The 15,413-nt window shown below is 69.6% G+C and carries 17 protein-coding genes; 7 read left to right on the forward strand and 10 right to left on the reverse strand.

Annotated elements, in window-relative coordinates; all coding sequences use genetic code 11:
• Positions 1-19: 19 nt before the first annotated feature.
• Positions 20-1,441, reverse strand: coding sequence for a cytochrome ubiquinol oxidase subunit I (locus QZM15_RS10330; protein WP_099318038.1), 1,422 nt, complete (start codon positions 1,439-1,441; stop codon positions 20-22).
• Positions 1,442-1,828: 387 nt separating this feature from the next.
• Between QZM15_RS10330 and ltaE the strand changes: the two genes are divergently transcribed.
• Positions 1,829-2,842: a low-specificity L-threonine aldolase gene (gene ltaE / locus QZM15_RS10335; protein WP_302106318.1), complete on the forward strand. Its 1,014-nt coding sequence runs from the start codon at positions 1,829-1,831 to the stop codon at positions 2,840-2,842.
• Between the two features lie 104 nt (positions 2,843-2,946).
• On the opposite strand, the gene QZM15_RS10340 is transcribed toward ltaE, so the two are convergent.
• Positions 2,947-3,159 (reverse strand): DUF1059 domain-containing protein, encoded by a 213-nt coding sequence (locus QZM15_RS10340; RefSeq protein WP_059581851.1) that lies wholly within the window; start codon positions 3,157-3,159, stop codon positions 2,947-2,949.
• 160 nt (positions 3,160-3,319) lie between these two features.
• A complete protein-coding gene (locus QZM15_RS10345; RefSeq protein ID WP_124860213.1) occupies positions 3,320-4,225 on the reverse strand; it encodes an HTH-type transcriptional regulator ArgP in 906 nt (301 codons plus the stop codon).
• Positions 4,226-4,514: 289 nt separating this feature from the next.
• On the opposite strand from QZM15_RS10345, the gene QZM15_RS10350 reads away from it, so the two are divergent.
• Both QZM15_RS10350 and QZM15_RS10355 read left to right on the forward strand, forming a co-directional pair.
• The gene (locus tag QZM15_RS10350) at positions 4,515-5,585 is read left to right on the forward strand and encodes a rhodanese-like domain-containing protein (protein WP_060011231.1); all 1,071 of its coding nucleotides are present in this window, start codon (positions 4,515-4,517) and stop codon (positions 5,583-5,585) included.
• A gap of 127 nt (positions 5,586-5,712) precedes the next feature.
• A complete protein-coding gene (locus tag QZM15_RS10355) occupies positions 5,713-6,372 on the forward strand; it encodes a glutathione S-transferase family protein (protein WP_059641414.1) in 660 nt (219 codons plus the stop codon).
• A gap of 102 nt (positions 6,373-6,474) precedes the next feature.
• Here QZM15_RS10355 and QZM15_RS10360 read toward each other — a convergent pair whose 3' ends face one another.
• Together QZM15_RS10360 and QZM15_RS10365 are read right to left on the reverse strand one after the other, a co-directional pair.
• Positions 6,475-7,167 carry a phosphatase PAP2 family protein gene (locus QZM15_RS10360; protein ID WP_124860215.1) on the reverse strand — a complete coding sequence of 231 codons (693 nt, stop codon included), beginning with the start codon at positions 7,165-7,167 and terminating at the stop codon, positions 6,475-6,477.
• A 428-nt stretch (positions 7,168-7,595) separates the two neighbouring features.
• A complete protein-coding gene (locus QZM15_RS10365; protein WP_059582200.1) occupies positions 7,596-8,828 on the reverse strand; it encodes an MFS transporter in 1,233 nt (410 codons plus the stop codon).
• A 101-nt stretch (positions 8,829-8,929) separates the two neighbouring features.
• On the opposite strand from QZM15_RS10365, the gene QZM15_RS10370 reads away from it, so the two are divergent.
• Positions 8,930-9,913 (forward strand): LysR family transcriptional regulator, encoded by a 984-nt coding sequence (locus QZM15_RS10370; RefSeq protein ID WP_059581861.1) that lies wholly within the window; start codon positions 8,930-8,932, stop codon positions 9,911-9,913.
• Between the two features lie 29 nt (positions 9,914-9,942).
• On the opposite strand, the gene QZM15_RS10375 is transcribed toward QZM15_RS10370, so the two are convergent.
• From QZM15_RS10375 to QZM15_RS10390, 4 genes are all read right to left on the reverse strand, one after another.
• A complete protein-coding gene (locus QZM15_RS10375; RefSeq protein WP_060968247.1) occupies positions 9,943-10,581 on the reverse strand; it encodes a 2-hydroxychromene-2-carboxylate isomerase in 639 nt (212 codons plus the stop codon).
• 106 nt (positions 10,582-10,687) lie between these two features.
• Positions 10,688-11,164 (reverse strand): SRPBCC family protein, encoded by a 477-nt coding sequence (locus QZM15_RS10380; protein WP_302106319.1) that lies wholly within the window; start codon positions 11,162-11,164, stop codon positions 10,688-10,690.
• A gap of 119 nt (positions 11,165-11,283) precedes the next feature.
• Complete coding sequence (locus QZM15_RS10385) at positions 11,284-11,769, reverse strand: SRPBCC family protein (RefSeq protein WP_059581869.1); 486 nt, start codon at positions 11,767-11,769, stop codon at positions 11,284-11,286.
• A complete protein-coding gene (locus QZM15_RS10390; protein WP_059641423.1) occupies positions 11,741-12,106 on the reverse strand; it encodes a helix-turn-helix transcriptional regulator in 366 nt (121 codons plus the stop codon). Before QZM15_RS10390 ends, QZM15_RS10385 begins: the two co-directional genes overlap by 29 nt.
• Positions 12,107-12,310: 204 nt before the next feature.
• Between QZM15_RS10390 and QZM15_RS10395 the strand changes: the two genes are divergently transcribed.
• Together QZM15_RS10395 and QZM15_RS10400 are read left to right on the forward strand one after the other, a co-directional pair.
• The gene (locus QZM15_RS10395) at positions 12,311-12,841 is read left to right on the forward strand and encodes a GNAT family N-acetyltransferase (RefSeq protein WP_059581874.1); all 531 of its coding nucleotides are present in this window, start codon (positions 12,311-12,313) and stop codon (positions 12,839-12,841) included.
• A 268-nt stretch (positions 12,842-13,109) separates the two neighbouring features.
• Positions 13,110-13,688: a hypothetical protein gene (locus tag QZM15_RS10400; RefSeq protein ID WP_302106320.1), complete on the forward strand. Its 579-nt coding sequence runs from the start codon at positions 13,110-13,112 to the stop codon at positions 13,686-13,688.
• Positions 13,689-13,734: 46 nt separating this feature from the next.
• On the opposite strand, the gene QZM15_RS10405 is transcribed toward QZM15_RS10400, so the two are convergent.
• Positions 13,735-14,319: a TetR/AcrR family transcriptional regulator gene (locus tag QZM15_RS10405; RefSeq protein ID WP_059641431.1), complete on the reverse strand. Its 585-nt coding sequence runs from the start codon at positions 14,317-14,319 to the stop codon at positions 13,735-13,737.
• Positions 14,320-14,664: 345 nt separating this feature from the next.
• Between QZM15_RS10405 and QZM15_RS10410 the strand changes: the two genes are divergently transcribed.
• Positions 14,665-15,369, forward strand: coding sequence for an SDR family oxidoreductase (locus QZM15_RS10410; RefSeq protein ID WP_059641434.1), 705 nt, complete (start codon positions 14,665-14,667; stop codon positions 15,367-15,369).
• Positions 15,370-15,413 lie beyond the last annotated feature (44 nt).

Below are 15,413 nucleotides of genomic sequence, written 5' to 3' on the forward strand. Positions count from 1 at the left end.
GTATGCGAATGGGATGGGCTCAGACGGTCTCGATCAGCTCGTCGACGGCCGACATCGGGCGGCGCGCGGTGTGATCGGGGCGCGTATCGGGCAGGTCGTGTTTCGCGTCGTGCTTGACGTCGGGCAGCGCCGGGCCGGCCTTCATCAGCTTCAGCATGTAGTACACGCCGGTGCCGAACACGAGGAAGTACACGATCACGAACGTCATCATCGACAGGCTCACCTGCTGCACCGACAGCGGCGACACGGCCTGCGCGGTGCGCATCACGCCATACACGACCCACGGCTGGCGGCCGGCTTCGGTCGTCACCCAGCCCGCGAGCAGCGACACGAACCCGGTCGGGCCCATCACGAGCGCGAAGCGCTGGAACCACTTCGATTCATACAGGCGGCCGCGGCGGCGCAGCAGCCACGCGAGCGCGGCGAGGCCGATCATCGCGAAGCCGAGGCCGACCATGATCCGGAAGCTCCAGAACACGACCGTCGAATTCGGGCGGTCTTGCGGCGGGAAATCCTTCAGCCCGCGGATCTCGCCGTCCCAGCTGTGCGTGAGGATCAGGCTGCCCAGGTGCGGCACCTTCACCGCGTAGCGGGTCGTTTCGGCCTTCATGTCCGGAATGCCGAACAGGTTGAGCGCGGTGCCGCCCTTCTCGGTTTCCCACAGCCCCTCGATCGCGGCGATCTTCGCGGGCTGATGCTTCAGCGTGTTGATGCCGTGCTGGTCGCCGATCACGGCCTGCAGCGGCGCGAGCACCAGCAGCAGCCACAGCGCCATCGAGAACATCTTCTTCACGCCCTTGTCGCGGCGGCCCTTCAGCAGGTGCCACGCGCCCGTCGCGGCCACCACCAGCGCGGCGACGATGAACGCGGCGATCGCCATGTGGAACAGGCGGTACGGGAACGACGGGTTGAAGATGATCGCGAACCAGTCGGTCGGCACGACGCGGCCGTCGACGATCTCGAAGCCCTGCGGCGTCTGCATCCAGCTGTTCGACGCGAGGATCCAGAACGTCGAGATCAGCGTGCCGATCGCGACCATCAGCGTCGCGCCGAAGTGCGCGCGCGGGCTCACGCGATTCCAGCCGAACAGCATGATGCCGAGGAAGCCGGCCTCGAGGAAGAACGCGGTCATGACCTCGTACATCAGCAGCGGGCCGGTGACGGCGCCGGCGAAGCTCGAGAAGCCCGACCAGTTGGTGCCGAACTGATAGCTCATCACGACGCCGGACACGACGCCCATCCCGAACGCGACCGCGAAGATCTTCGACCAGAACAGGCAGAGGGCTTTGTAGTACTGCTTGCCGGTCTTGAGCCAGCGGTATTCGAGCACGGCGATGAAGCTGGCGAGGCCGATGCTCAGTGCCGGGAAGACGATGTGAAAGGAGACGGTGAACGCGAATTGCAGGCGGGCCAGATCGAGGGCCGAAAATGCGGTGTCCATACCAGTTGACCGAGGCTTGACGATACCCGCCGGCGGGTGCCGACGGACCCCGGCGGACTGGCGTCGGGGTTGGCTGGAGTATGGGCCGCGATGTTGCACCGCGAAATGCGCCAACTCGTCGCAGATGTCCAGCCCGTCGCGCCCGGTTTCGCGGTAAATCTTTGATTCGTATCAAGAAGGCCGTTCGCCGCGCGTGCGGCCGCGGCGTGGCGGTCTGACGCACGTGCGGCAATATGGCGCGTCGCGTCATCGGAACGACGTCGCGCGTCCGGAATCGGCGCGCGCGGCGGCGGCCGGCAGGCGCCGCGCGAATTGCGTACACTCTCAGCTTCGTTTCGGCAGGGCCGGGCGCATCGGTTCCGGCTCGCGTTTACCCAGGGCACAGCGATGATCGATTTACGCAGCGATACCGTGACACGTCCGAGCCAGGCGATGCTGGCCGCAATGACCGCCGCCGAAACCGGCGACGACGTCTGGGGCGACGACCCGACCGTCCTGCGCCTGCAGGCGGTGACGGCCGAGCGGGCCGGCAAGGAAGCCGGCCTGTTCTTCCCGAGCGGCACGCAGAGCAACCTGGCCGCGCTGATGTCGCATTGCGAGCGCGGCGACGAGTACATCGTCGGCCAGCTCGCACACACCTACAAGTACGAAGGCGGCGGCGCGGCCGTGCTCGGGAGCATCCAGCCGCAACCGATCGAGAACGCGCCGGACGGCACGCTGCCGCTCGCGAAGATCGCCGCGGCGATCAAGCCGCTCGACAATCACTTTGCCCGCACGCGCCTGCTCGCGCTCGAAAACACGATCGGCGGCCAGGTGTTGCCGGAAGGCTATGTGCAGGAAGCCGTCGCGTTCGCGCGCGGCCGCGGCTTGTCGACGCACCTCGACGGCGCGCGCGTGTGCAACGCGGCCGTCGCGTCGGGGCGCCCGATCGCCGAGCTGTGCGCGCGGTTCGACACCGTGTCGATCTGCTTCTCGAAAGGGCTCGGTGCGCCGGTCGGCTCGGTGCTGGTCGGCAGCCGTGCGCTGATCGAGCGCGCCCAGCGCTGGCGCAAGGTGCTGGGCGGCGGGATGCGGCAGTCGGGCATTCTCGCGGCGGCGTGCCTGTATGCGCTCGATCACAACGTCGAGCGGCTCGCGGACGATCACGCAAATGCCGCGCATCTCGCGGCCGGCCTCGCGCGCATCGATTCGGTGAAGGTGCTGTCGCATGCGACGAACATGGTGTTCGCGCAATTCCCCGAAGCGGATTGCGCGCCGCTCGAGGCGTGGCTCAAGGAACGCGGCATCCTCACGCAGATGCTGTATGCGTCGCGCTTCGTCACGCACTGCGACGTGTCGCGCGCGGACATCGACACGTTCATCGACGCGGTCGGCGCGTATTTCGCGCAGCGTCGCGCGTGAGGCGGAATGCGCCGGCCGGCGACGGGCCGGCGCGACGTGGCATGACGCAAAACCCCGAGGGACGACGCGGCATGTAGGCGGTCGATCGTTGCCGCGCGGGCGGATTACGCTTGCGACGGCGTGTCGACGGGCGGCGTGCCGTCGTGGAACAGCGATTTCAGTTGCGTGCGCAGTTCGGCGCTGTCGGTGTGCTGGTGTACCGAGACCGCATGTTGCACGGCGGCCTCGAGCAGTTCGTTGTCGGAGTCGGCCGAAATGGCGACCGAGCAATGCATCGCGCTGGGAAACTCGCGGCAATCGATATAGCGGCGGGACATGATGTTCTCCTCACATGAAAGGGAACGGCCGGACCTGGATGATCGGCCGCGCGGCGCGTTCGCGAGGCCGATGGAAAAAGTATAGGCGGCGCGGCCGACTTTTCTCGTCGCAGTGCGCACCGCGACGGCCGTGTCGATCGCCCGCGCGCCGGCCAGCGCGTCACGGCAACGGCGCGAGCAGCCGGCGCGCCGCTTCGACCACCCGCGCGGACAGCGACGCCATCGTCGGCGACTGCACGGTCCACGCGTGCCAGTACAGCGTGACGTCGGTCGGATGCGCGGGCGCGAGATCGACGAGCCCCTGCGCATCGAGCGGCGCGGCGCCGATCAGCGGCTCCGGCACCATCGCGTAGCCGAGCCCGTGCCGTACCGCCGCGAAGTGCGAATGGGTGCCCGGCACGTAGTGGCATGGATACGCGCCTTCGGGCAACCCGAACTTCTCCTTCAGAAACGACGATTGCAGCGTGTCGCGCCGCGAATACGCGACGACGGGCGCGTGGCGCGCACTCGTACGGTTCAGCCCGCGTGGAAACCAGCGCACCGCGAACGCGGCGGCCGCGAGCAGCCGGTAGCGCATCGTGCCGAGCGGCGTCGCGAGGCAGCCGCGCATCGGCTTCGGCTCGGTCGTCACGCAGCCGACCGCCATCCCGCTTTCGAGCAGCGCGAACGTGTGGTCCTGATCCTCGACGATCAGCTCGAACAGGATCCGCTCGCCCGCGAGCACCGACGTCAGCGCGGGCAGGAACCACGTGCCGAGGCTGTCGGCGTTCAGCGCGATCGTCACGGAGATCGGCGATTCGCGCTCGGCAGCGAGCGTGCTGTGGAGGTCGGCCTGCAGCAGCGCGACGCGGCGCAGATGCTGCAGCACGCGCTGCCCGGCCACCGTCGGGCGGCACGGCCGCGTGCGCAGCACGAGCGGCGTGCCGAGGCTCGCTTCCAGCGCGCGGACCCGCTGCGTGACGGCGGACGCCGTCACGTGCAGGCGCACGGCCGCCTGCTCGAAGCTGCCGGTGTCGGCGACGGCCAGCAGCGCGGCGGCCTGCTTCGGATCGATCGTCATCGACATGTCGGGAGCAATTCCTGTGATCGGGGACGAGAACAGGCCGTAGTGTAAGGCAGCGTGCGTTGCCGTCCCGGCGCGGCACGTCGTTCGGCGGTGCGCGATTCGTCGTCGGAATCGGTTGCCGCGCATGGGGCGCGGCGGCGCGGGCATTTTGATCTACGCTGTATGAATGTGCGCGATGCCGCTCGCGCGGCGGCGATGTCGTCGTGCCGGCGCAGGCCCCTGACGACGCCATGCAGTGTGCCGATCCGACTACACCTCACTGAAGAACACGCGACGGAGCAATAAAGCAATGATCTTCCGGCAACTTTTCGACCCGCAGTCGTCGACGTACACGTATCTGCTCGCCGACGGCGCATCGCGCGAAGCGCTGCTGATCGATCCCGTGTTCGAGCAGGTGCGCCGCGACGCGGCGCTGCTCGACGAACTCGGGCTGCGGCTCGTCGCGACCGTCGACACGCACGTGCACGCCGATCACGTGACGGGCGCGTGGCTGCTGAAGCAGCACACGGGCAGCGCGATCGCGATCTCGGCGGCGAGCGGCGCGCAAGGCGCCGACCGCTACCTGAACGACGGCGACCGTTGCGCGTTCGGCGCGCGCTACCTGACCGTGCGCGCGACGCCCGGCCACACGAACGGCTGCATCAGCCTCGTGCTCGACGACGAATCGATGGCGTTCACCGGCGATTGCCTGCTGATCCGCGGCACCGGCCGCACCGACTTCCAGCAGGGCGACCCGCGCGCGCTGTATCGCGCGGTGCACGGCCGGCTCTTCACGCTGCCGGCCGCGTGCCTGCTGTATCCGGCGCACGACTATCGCGGGCTCACGGTGACGAGCGTCGGCGAGGAGCGGCGCTTCAACCCGCGCCTCGGCGGCGATCTCAGCGAAGACGATTTCGCCGGCTACATGCGCAATCTCGGGCTCGCGCATCCGCGCCAGATCGACGTCGCGGTGCCGGCGAACCTGCGGTGCGGCGTGGCCGCGAACGCGCCCGATGCGCAGGCCGCACCCGGCTGGGCGCCGCTCGTCTATACGTTCGCCGGCTTCTGGGAAATCGATCCGCAATGGCTCGAGGATCATCTGCCGGCCGTGCAGGTCGTCGACGTGCGCGAGCCGGACGAATTCACGGGCCCGCTCGGTCATCTGCCCGGCGCGACGCCGATTCCGCTCGGCGAACTGGCCGCGCGCGCCGGCGAAATCGCGCGGGACCGGCCGGTCGTGACCGTGTGCCGGGCCGGTGGGCGCTCCGCGCAGGCGACGGTGATCCTGAAGCAGGCCGGCTTCGATGCGGTCGCGAATCTCGGCGGCGGGATGCTGCGCTGGCGCGCCGAAGGGCGCGTCGTGATGGACGGCCGGTCGTAGCGGCCGAGGCCGGCTCCCTCGAAAAAAAATCCGGACCGGTGTCGAAACGGCCCGGCGCCGTTCGTCGTCCAGGTATCCGATCATGTGGCGCCGCCTGACGCGGCGCCGAAACCCTGAGAGACCCGCGATGATGCCGACGCTTTACGCCCATCCCTTTTCGTCCTACTGCCAGAAGGTGCTGACCGCGCTGTACGAGAACGGCACGCCGTTCGACTATCGCGTGCTTGCGCACGACGATCCGAAGCCGATGCAGGAACTGGCCGCGCTGTGGCCGCTGAAGCGCTTCCCGGTGCTCGTCGACGCGGGCCGCACGGTGATCGAGGCGTCGATCATCATCGAGTATCTCGGCCTGGCCCATCCGGGCCCCGTGCGCCTGCTGCCCGACGATCCGCGCGCCGCGCTCGAGGTGCGGACGATGGACCGCTTCTTCGACAACTACGTGGCGACGCCGCAGCAGAAGGTCGTGTTCGACGCGCTGCGGCCGGAAGCCGAGCGCGATGCGCGCGGGGTGGCCGACGCGCGCGCGATGCTCGATACGTCGTACGCGTGGCTCGACAAGACGATGGCCGATCGCGAATGGGCGGCCGGCGATCATTTCAGCCTCGCCGATTGCGGCGCGGCGCCGTTCCTGTTCTACGCGGACTGGACGCACCGGATCGATCCGGCGTTCGCGAACGTGATCGCGTACCGCAAGCGCCTGCTTGCGCGGCCTTCGTTTGCGCGCGCGGTCGACGAGGCGCGGCCGTATCGTTCGTTCTTTCCGCTCGGCGCGCCCGATCGCGACTGACGGGCGCGGCCGTCGCACGGCGTGCCGCGGCCGCACAGGGCCGGCAGCGCGCGCCGGGGCGACGGAACGACAGCAGCAGCGGCAGCATCGCGCGCCTGCCCGTCACATCGTGCGCGTGGCCGACTGCGCGAGCGTCAGCAGTTCGTCGAACTGCGTGATCAACTCGAAGCACAGCAGGAACGCGAGCGTATAGGCCGGCGCGGGGAAGCGCCGGATCATCTCCAGCACCTGCGGCGCGAAGCGCGAGCGGATCGCGTCGCGCGTCAGCAGCCACGCGATCGCGATGCCGATCGCGGCGCCCGCGATCAGGTCGGTCGGGTAGTGAAAGCCGAGATACGCGCGCGGCAGGCAGATGAATACGACCGAATACAGCAGTGCGACGACGCCGACGCGGCGCGCGATGATGAAGATGCCGGTCGCGATCGCCATCCACAGCATCGCGTGATCGCTCGGAAACGAACTCCATGTCTGCAGGGTCGCCGCGCGCAGTCCGGCCGACGGGAAGTGCAGGTGCAGGTCGGGGTTGTAGATCGGCCGCACGCGGAACGGCAGCACCTGCGCGAGCACGCGGCCGACGGCGAGCGCGACGAGCCCGCTCGCGACGGTGGCGACGACCAGTTCGCGTTGCCGTTCGCGATGCGGGCCGGGCTGGAACCACAGCCAGCACAGCACGGGAACGAGCACGAAGCCCTTGAACGTGTAGAGGCCCGCGATCACGCGGATCGCGTGATTCATCAACGGGCCGAACGTCACGTGGGTGAGGAAGATCTGGATCGTGGTGTCGAAATCGTTCATGTCCTGTGCGACCCGGGCGGACGCGCAGCGCATGACGGGCGGCCGGCTGGATCGAAAAGCGCGCTCGCACGGAGCGCAACGGGGGGCAAGTATGTCACCCGTTATTTCGAAGAAAATGCGAAAAAATACCGGGATTCCCCTGATAAACCGGGGCTGTGTGGTGGGGCCGGATGGGCGAGCGCCGTGTGGTGCGGCAGGGTCGAATCGTCCGACGTTTGCGTGCGGCCATGCACGCGCGCTGGAAAAATATTTTGTTGGACTGGACAATTCGGCAGGACGGTGCGGACCTTGCGCCGAATGAGTGATTGCCGTGCCGGAGTGGCGCGAATCTGCCGGGCGGCGCGGCGTCATGCGTGTGCCGATCAAAAAAATAAAAAAAGCGGGCAAGCCTCATCGGCCTGCCCGCCGGCGTGACGCGATGCGCGGCTTCAGTTGCGCCACACCCGGACGGCGAGCGCGGCCAGCGACGTCACGACGGCCAGCGCGGTCACCGCATTCCAGCCCAGTTGCGCGAGCAACGAACTGCCGATTGCCGCGCCCGCCGCCATCCCGATGAACATGCCGACGAACAGCACCGCGTTGAGACGGCTGCGCGACGCGGGATCGATCCGGTAGACGATCGATTGGTGCGCGATCAGCGTGGCCTGGACGCCGAGATCGAAGCCGATCGTCGCGAGCGCGAGCAGCACGAGCTGCGCATGCGGCGACATCAGCGGCGCGGCGGCCATCGACGCGAACGACACCGTCGCGATCCCGATGCCGATACGCGTGACGCGCTCGGGGCCGTGATGGTCGGCCAGACGCCCGGCGATCGGCGCGGCCAGCGCGCCGGCGGCGCCCGCGAGGCCGAATGCGCCGGCTGCCGCGCTGCCGAGATGGAACGGCGCGCCGTGCAGCATCACCGCGAGCGTCGACCAGAATGCGCTGAACCCGACGGCCAGCAGCCCCTGGGCGAGCGCGGCGCGGCGCAGTGCCGAATGCTCGCGCCACAGCGCGCCGAGCGAGCCGATCAGCGCACGGTACGGCAGCCGCGTGGTCGGCTCGAAGCGCGGCAACCCGCGTGCGGCCACGGCGCCGATCACGGCGACGCTGGCGGCCGCGAGCGCGAACATCGCGCGCCAGCCGGCCGTCTCGGCGATGAATCCGGCCACGACGCGCGACAGCAGGATGCCGAGCAGCAACCCCGTCATCACGGTGCCGACGATGCGGCCGCGATGCGTGTCGTGTGCGAGCGTCGCGGCGGCCGGCACGACGTCCTGCGCCATCGTCGCGGCGAGGCCGATCGCGAAGCTCGCCGCGAGCAGCAGGCCGAGCGACGGCGCGACGGCGGCCAGCAGCAGCGCGACGACCAGCGCGGCGGCCTTCGTCACGATCACGCGGCGCCGGTCGAAGCGGTCGCCGAGCGGCGCGAGCAGCAGGATGCCGAGCGCATAGCCGAGCTGCGTGAGCGTCGGCACGAAGCCGATCGCCCGCGCCGACGCGCCGAGATCGGGCGCGAGCGCGCCGAGCATCGGCTGCGCGTAGTAGAGCGGGGCGACGCCGAGGCCGGCGGCGGCCGCGAGCAGCAGCACGAGCCGGCGATCGGGCATCGAATGGGCAGCCGGGCGGGCCGGGGCATGCGCCACGCGGGGCGCGGCGTCGAGACGGGTCGGGGTGGACATCGCGTACATCCTCGGTTGAAGAAGGGGTTGGACGCGAGTGTGGCGGTACTCGGCGGACGACGGTAGTGCCGCCTTGCGCACATTTGTTATACGCTCCACGAATGACCGAAAAATCTCCTCCCTCTCGCGCTGCTGGCGGATCTCCGCGCGTTCAGACGGTGCCGGTGAACGGTGCGGGCTATCGCTTCGAGCTGATGGAAACCTTCGTGCGCATAGTCGAGGCCGGCAGCCTGTCGGCGGCCGCCGTGCAGCTGCATACCACGCAGCCGACGATCAGCCGCCGGCTGCAGGCGCTGGAAAGTTCGCTCGGCATGCGGCTGCTGCAACGCACGACCCATACGATGCGGCTGACCGTCGACGGCGAGCGGTGCTTCAAGCAGGCGAAGGAGCTGCTGGCGAGCTGGGCGGCGTTCGAGGCCGATTTGCGCGGCGCGCAGGAGGAGCCGGACGGGCTGCTGCGCGTCGCGGTGCCGCACGCGTTCGGGCAGCAGCGTTTCGTTGCGCCGCTCGCGCAGTTCCTGCGCGACTATCCGCGCGTGTCGGTCGAGTGGCTGCTGCAGGACGAGGTGCGCGATTTCGTCGGCAGCGGCATCGATTGCGCGATCCAGGTCGGCGAGCCCACCGATCCCGGCGTGGTCGCGATCCGGCTGACGAAGGTGCCGCGTTTCGTGGTCGCCGCGCCGTCCATACTGAACGGCGCCGACGTGCCGGCCGATCCGGACGCGCTCGCCGCGCTGCCATGGCTCGCGTTGCGCACGTACTACCGCAACGAGCTCGCGCTGACGCATGCGGCCACCGGCGACACGCGGCGCATCGCGATCCGCCCGCGCATCACGACCGCGAACCTGTATGCGCTGCGCAGCGCGGCGCTGCTGGGCGTCGGCGCGTGCGTCGGATCGTCGTGGATGCTCGCCGACGATCTCGCGCGCGGCGATCTCGTGCACCTCGCCCCCGAATGGGAGGCCGCGTCGCTGCCCGTCTACCTGACTTATCCGCATGCGCAGTTCTATCCGTCGCGGCTCGTGCGGTTCGCCGCGATGATGCGCGAGGCCGTGCCGGCGCTCGTCGAAGGGCGCGACGGCTGAAGCAACGCGGCCCGGGTGGCGGTACGCCGTCAGCCCCGCCGGATCCCTTCGGGCAGCGCGCTGATGCGGCGCACTTCAGGCGAATCGAGCCACGCGCGCGACGTCGCGCAGTCGACGAACATGTCGGTCGCGTCCTCGCCCCAGAACAGGTCGCCGTCGAGCACGAAGGTCGGCACGCCGAACACGCCGTCGGCGATCGCGCGATCCGTGTTCGCGCGCAGCGCATCCTTGACCGGCTGGGCTTCGACGGCCGTCACGCCTTCCGGGAAGCCGACGGCTTCGCACAGCGCGGCGAAACCTGCCGGCGTCGACACGTCCTCGCCGTCGCGCCAGATATGCCGGAAGATCCGCTGGATCGCGTCGCGTGAGCCGCCCATCGCGATCGCGAGGCGCAGCGGCTTGATCGGATTGAACGGGTGCGCGGGCGGCATCCGGAACGCAATGCCGAGCTTGTCCGCGCGGTATTGCGCATGCCGATAGGTGAACACGCGTTTGGCCGCGATCTCCGCCGGCGCTTTCTGGCCCCAGTGCGTGAGCAGCGCACCGAGCACGATCGGCCGCGGCTCGAACGCGGCGGCGGGCGGCAACCGGTCGAACTGTTCCTGTTGCAGGTAGGCGAACGGCGAAACGAAATCGAAATACCAGCTGGCGGTGCGCGGGGCGTTCATCGCGGGAGTCTCCTCGGGCGGATCCGGTTGTCGGTTGCACGGCAGTGTCGCACGCGGCGGCGTTTTGCGCCGCAGCACCGCCTTTCGTCACCGGAATGAACGACCGCTAAGCGGTTTCCACCAGCGCCGCGAGCTTCGCCAGCGCCATCTGCCAGCCGGTCTCGTTGTCGGCGGCCGGCACGCCGGGCGGTATGCCGTCGTGCACGGCGTCCACGCGCGTGCCGCCCGCTTCGTCGGACAGCGTGATCGTGATCGTCATCGCGCCGCGCAGCATCGGGTCGTCGGTTTCGAATACGTCGATCTCGACGATCTGCTGGTCGGGCACCAGCGTGACGAAGCGGCCATGATAGGTGTCGGTGCGCGCGGTGGTCTTGCCGGTGCCGGCCGACGGCGCGTCGTAGCTCAGCGACACGCGCAGCGCGCCGCCTTCCCGTGTGTCGTACGCGTGTACGCGGCACGTCATGCCGTCGGGCACTTTCCATTGCTCGACCGCGTGCGGGTCGAGCAACGCGCGATAGACGCGCCCGCGCGGCGCGTTCAGGTGCCGGCTGACCTGGGTCGAATGCGTGTGCATGTGCAACATGTCACCTCCCGCGAAGCGTGCGAGACGGTGCACGCCGGCGCCCGGCGTGTCGTCATGCTTCCTTCAGGAATCCTAGGCGCGGGCGCGGCGGCATGCAATGACCGCACGCGAAGCGGCGTTCAGCGCAGCGTGGCGGCAAAGGCGTCGAGCTGCGTGATGCAGGTGTTCCAGCCCTCGAAAAAGCCGAGCGCTTCGTGGCGCTCGCGCGTCGCGGCGTCGGGGTGCATCACGCGCGCCTCGTAGCGGCTGCCCGCGTCGTCGTCGGCCATCGTGACGATCGCCGTGAAGCCGAGCCACGGCGTCTGCGGCCGCCAGCCGCCCGCGAGCATCGACGTGAACGCGATACGCGATTCCGGCACGATGTCGAGGAAGCAGCCGGGGTTGTCGCTCGTGCCGCCATCGGGGCCGCGCATGAACGTATGGAAGGCGCCGCCCGGCCGCAGGTCGAACGCGCGTACCTCGGTGGTCCATGGTTTCGGGCACCACCATTCCTTCAGCAGTGCCGGGTCGGTCCATGCGCGCCACAGCGCGTGGCGCGGCGCGCGCAACGTGCGCGTGATGACGAGATCATTGGCTTCAGCGGGTTCGACGTGGCTGGCTGACATCTTGCTCCTCCTGGTGACGGCGTTCGACGAATTCGACGAGACGATCGGATCGCGCTTCCCACTGCGCGCGCTGCGCGGCGAGCCATGCCTCGGCCTCGGTCAGCCGGCTGCCGACCAGCGCGCAGGTGCGCGAACGGCCGGCCTTCCGGGTCGCCACGAGGCCGCTGCGCTCGAGCACGGCGAGGTGCTTCATGAACGACGGCAGCGCCATGTCGAACGGCGCGGCCAGCGCGGAGACGGTCCGCTCCCCCTGGCCGAGCGCGCCGACGATCGCGCAGCGCGTCGGATCGGCAAGGGCATGGAACACGTCGCTGATGCCGGGTTGAAAGTTATCCATTTGGCTAAGTGTAGGCGATGTGGCCATCGGTGCAACGACAATTTTCGTCGCGTACGATGATGGGGCGGTAACGCGCGCCGACCGGGCGCCGCGTTGCCTGACGCCTGCCGTCGTCGCGCGTGCCGCGACGCCCGGCCGGCGTCCGTTCCGATTCCGGCCCATGCCGAACCCGCGCGTGCGGCCCACCTGACTACCGGAGAGGGCATGACCGAACCCGTTACCGTTCGCCGCGTCGGCGCAAGCGAAGCGATGGCCTGTGTCGATGCGCTGGCCGACGTGCTGATCGATTGCGTCGAAGGCGGCGCGTCCGTCAGCTTCATGTTGCCGATCGAGCGGGCGACCGCCGTCGCGTTCTGGACGCGTGTGGCCGAGGGCGTCGCGAGCGACGAGCGCATCCTGCTCGTCGCCGAGGATGCGTCCGGCCGGATCGTCGGCACCGTGCAGATCGTGACCGCGCAGCCCGAGAACCAGCCGCATCGCGCGGACATCGCGAAGATGCTCGTGTCGCGGCATGCGCGCCGGCAGGGCGTCGCCGCGCGACTGATGGCGGCGGCCGACGCGGCCGCGCGCGACGCCGGCAAGACCGTGCTCGTGCTCGACACGGTGACGGGAGGCGACGCCGAGCGGCTGTACGAGCGGGCCGGCTGGCAGCGCGTCGGCGTCGTGCCGAACTATGCGTTGATGCCCGACGGCGCGCCGTGCGCGACGACGTATTTCCACAAGCAGCTCGCGTAACGGCCATCGTCATGCATCCGGCCGCGCCGGCGCCGTTGTTCGCCATGCGTGCGGCCGGTGTCGTTGCGCCGATCGCGCCTGCGTGGCTCGCTGCCGGGTGGCGCCGCCGCACGCCGGTGCCGTGGCGGAGCCGGTGTCGCCGATGCGGGCGCGCGTCGCGTGACGGGTGTGGCCTGTGAGAAAAGCGCCACCGCGCGCGGCCCCCGGTCCGATATAGTCGCGTGCACGCAGCAAGACGCCCACCACACGTCACGAAACCGCCGCCTCGATGAAACGCTCCCACGCCGCTTTCGCCCTCACGGGCCTGCTCGTCGCGCTGCCGATCGCCGCGTATGCGCTCGTCAAGCCGCTGCGCGTCGTCGCGCCCGCGCTGATCCCCGGCGTGTCGTGCCCGAGCACCGACATCTGCACGGACGATGTCGCGAGGCTCGGCGAGGCGCGGCAGCTCTATCACGACGGCTACGCGCGCGCGGCGGCGACCGTCGGCGCGTTCCGCGCCGCACCGCGCGTCGTGTTCTGCGCGACCCGCACGTGCGCCGATGCGTTCGGCCTCGGCATGCGCGCGGCGCTGACGCTCGGCGATTTCGGCGTGGTGATCGCGCCGCGCGGCTGGCAGACGTACTTTCTCGCGCACGAGCTGATCCACCACCGGCAGGCCGAAGTACTCGGCAACCTGGCCGTCCTGACCAAACCGCGCTGGCTGATCGAAGGGATGGCGTATTCGCTCAGCGACGATCCGCGCCATCCGCTGGCCGAGCCGTTCGAATCGTGGCGCACGCGGTTCGCCGCGTGGAATGCGGCGCGCGGCGCGCAGCCGCTGTGGGACGCCGCGCGGGCGATCGAATAGCGCGACAAGAACGCGGACGCCGCGCCGGGGCGCGCGCCGCCAGCGCTCAATTCGACGTGGCCGACTCGCCGCGTCGGCTGGTCAGCGTGTCCCGCCCCGCGTCGAGAATCTCGTCGGCCAGCGCCGGATCGGTGCCGGCGATCGCGCGCGACAGCACGAGCGCGCCGACCATCTGGCTGAAGACCGCGAGCGCGTCGCGACGCGTCTGCGCGGGCGTCGCGCCTTCGGCCGCCACCATCCGCTCCAGCCGCTCGAGATACGCGGCGAGGCCGTGCGCATAGCACGCGCGCGCCGCATCGGTCAGCCGCGGCGCATCGCCCGCGAAGCCCGACAGCGGGCAACCGGCCTCGACGTTGTCGCGATGCGCGGGCGACAGATACGCGGCCACCTGCGCGTCGAGACTGCCGGCATTCGGCGAATCCGCGCGGTCGTGCATCGCCTTTTCCATCACTTCGGCGACCAGCGCGTCCTTCGACTTGAAGTGGTTGTAGAAGCCGCCCTGTGTGAAACCGGCTTCCTTCATCAGTTCCGTCAGCCCCACGGCGTCGACGCCGCGCACGCGGAACAGCCGCTCGGCGGCCGCGACGATCGCGCTTCGGTTCTCGGCAGCCTGCTGTCTGGACACGCCCATCGATCTCTCCCTGATTTCCTGTTCGATCGCGTCGATTGAAAAACACAATGGTGATCGCCATTGACATGGCCATGTGGCGAGAACACAATGCACCGCAAAGACAATGGTGATCAACATTGACATCGAGTGTAGCCGACTGGGCGGATCGTGGCAAAGCCACGGCGGGTACACCGGATGGCAACGGGTCAGCGTCTTTGGCGCCGTGGGGCGTGGGTCGCGGCCGGCTTGCCGTCGGCGGCGCGCCGCGGCGCCACGGTTCGACAGGCAACGACAGTCTCGTTTTTACCCGGATCTCACGCGCGGCGAGCCGGCGCGCGGGCGATTCATCACGCGAAAGGACGCATCATGAAAATCGAAGGTGCAGTGGTGTTCATCACGGGCGCGAACCGCGGGCTGGGGCTCGAGTTCGCGAAGCAGGCGCTCGAACGGGGCGCGCGCAAGGTCTATGCGGGCGCGCGCGATCCGGCCAGCGTGACGCTGCCGGGCGTCGTGCCCGTGAAGCTCGACGTGACCGACCCCGCGGCGGTCGCCGCAGCGGCCGAGGCGGCGCGCGACGTCACGCTGCTGATCAACAACGCCGGCATCGCACGGCTCGGCAGCCTGACCGACGAGGGCGCGCCCGACGCATTGCGCGCGCACCTGGAGACCAACGTGTTCGGGATGCTGGCGATGTCGCGCGCGTTCGCGGGCACCCTGGCGGCCCACGGCGGCGGCGCGATCCTGAACATCCTGTCGGTCGCGAGTTGGGTGAACCGGCCGATCCTGTCGAGCTACGGCGTGTCGAAATCGGCCGCATGGGCGTTGACCAACGGGCTGCGCCATTCGCTGCGCGAGCAGCGCACGCAGGTCGTCGGGCTGCATGCCGGCTTCATCGATACCGACCTGACGGCCGGCCTCGACGTGCCGAAAGCAACGCCGGCCGACGTCGTGCGGCAGGCGTACGACGCGATCGAAGCGGGAGCGGAGGAAGTGTCGACCGACGAGTTCACGCGGCAGGTGAAGGCCACGCTGTCGTCGGGCGTCTATCTGGAAGAACCGGCGCCGCGTTGACGCCGCCGGTCGTGCGAACCCGCCGCCCGCGCAGTGAGCGCGGC

Source organism: Burkholderia sp. AU44665, from assembly GCF_030504405.1.
Lineage (GTDB): Bacteria > Pseudomonadota > Gammaproteobacteria > Burkholderiales > Burkholderiaceae > Burkholderia > Burkholderia semiarida.

Bases quoted from the DNA above. Each gene is read 5' to 3' on its own strand.
- QZM15_RS10330 (WP_099318038.1), bottom strand. From the start codon at position 1,441: ATGGACACCGCATTTTCGGCCCTCGATCTGGCCCGCCTGCAATTCGCG.
- ltaE (WP_302106318.1), top strand. From the start codon at position 1,829: ATGATCGATTTACGCAGCGATACCGTGACACGTCCGAGCCAGGCGATG.
- QZM15_RS10340 (WP_059581851.1), bottom strand. From the start codon at position 3,159: ATGTCCCGCCGCTATATCGATTGCCGCGAGTTTCCCAGCGCGATGCAT.
- QZM15_RS10345 (WP_124860213.1), bottom strand. From the start codon at position 4,225: ATGTCGATGACGATCGATCCGAAGCAGGCCGCCGCGCTGCTGGCCGTC.
- QZM15_RS10350 (WP_060011231.1), top strand. From the start codon at position 4,515: ATGATCTTCCGGCAACTTTTCGACCCGCAGTCGTCGACGTACACGTAT.
- QZM15_RS10355 (WP_059641414.1), top strand. From the start codon at position 5,713: ATGATGCCGACGCTTTACGCCCATCCCTTTTCGTCCTACTGCCAGAAG.
- QZM15_RS10360 (WP_124860215.1), bottom strand. From the start codon at position 7,167: ATGAACGATTTCGACACCACGATCCAGATCTTCCTCACCCACGTGACG.
- QZM15_RS10365 (WP_059582200.1), bottom strand. From the start codon at position 8,828: ATGTCCACCCCGACCCGTCTCGACGCCGCGCCCCGCGTGGCGCATGCC.
- QZM15_RS10370 (WP_059581861.1), top strand. From the start codon at position 8,930: ATGACCGAAAAATCTCCTCCCTCTCGCGCTGCTGGCGGATCTCCGCGC.
- QZM15_RS10375 (WP_060968247.1), bottom strand. From the start codon at position 10,581: ATGAACGCCCCGCGCACCGCCAGCTGGTATTTCGATTTCGTTTCGCCG.
- QZM15_RS10380 (WP_302106319.1), bottom strand. From the start codon at position 11,164: ATGTTGCACATGCACACGCATTCGACCCAGGTCAGCCGGCACCTGAAC.
- QZM15_RS10385 (WP_059581869.1), bottom strand. From the start codon at position 11,769: ATGTCAGCCAGCCACGTCGAACCCGCTGAAGCCAATGATCTCGTCATC.
- QZM15_RS10390 (WP_059641423.1), bottom strand. From the start codon at position 12,106: ATGGATAACTTTCAACCCGGCATCAGCGACGTGTTCCATGCCCTTGCC.
- QZM15_RS10395 (WP_059581874.1), top strand. From the start codon at position 12,311: ATGACCGAACCCGTTACCGTTCGCCGCGTCGGCGCAAGCGAAGCGATG.
- QZM15_RS10400 (WP_302106320.1), top strand. From the start codon at position 13,110: ATGAAACGCTCCCACGCCGCTTTCGCCCTCACGGGCCTGCTCGTCGCG.
- QZM15_RS10405 (WP_059641431.1), bottom strand. From the start codon at position 14,319: ATGGGCGTGTCCAGACAGCAGGCTGCCGAGAACCGAAGCGCGATCGTC.
- QZM15_RS10410 (WP_059641434.1), top strand. From the start codon at position 14,665: ATGAAAATCGAAGGTGCAGTGGTGTTCATCACGGGCGCGAACCGCGGG.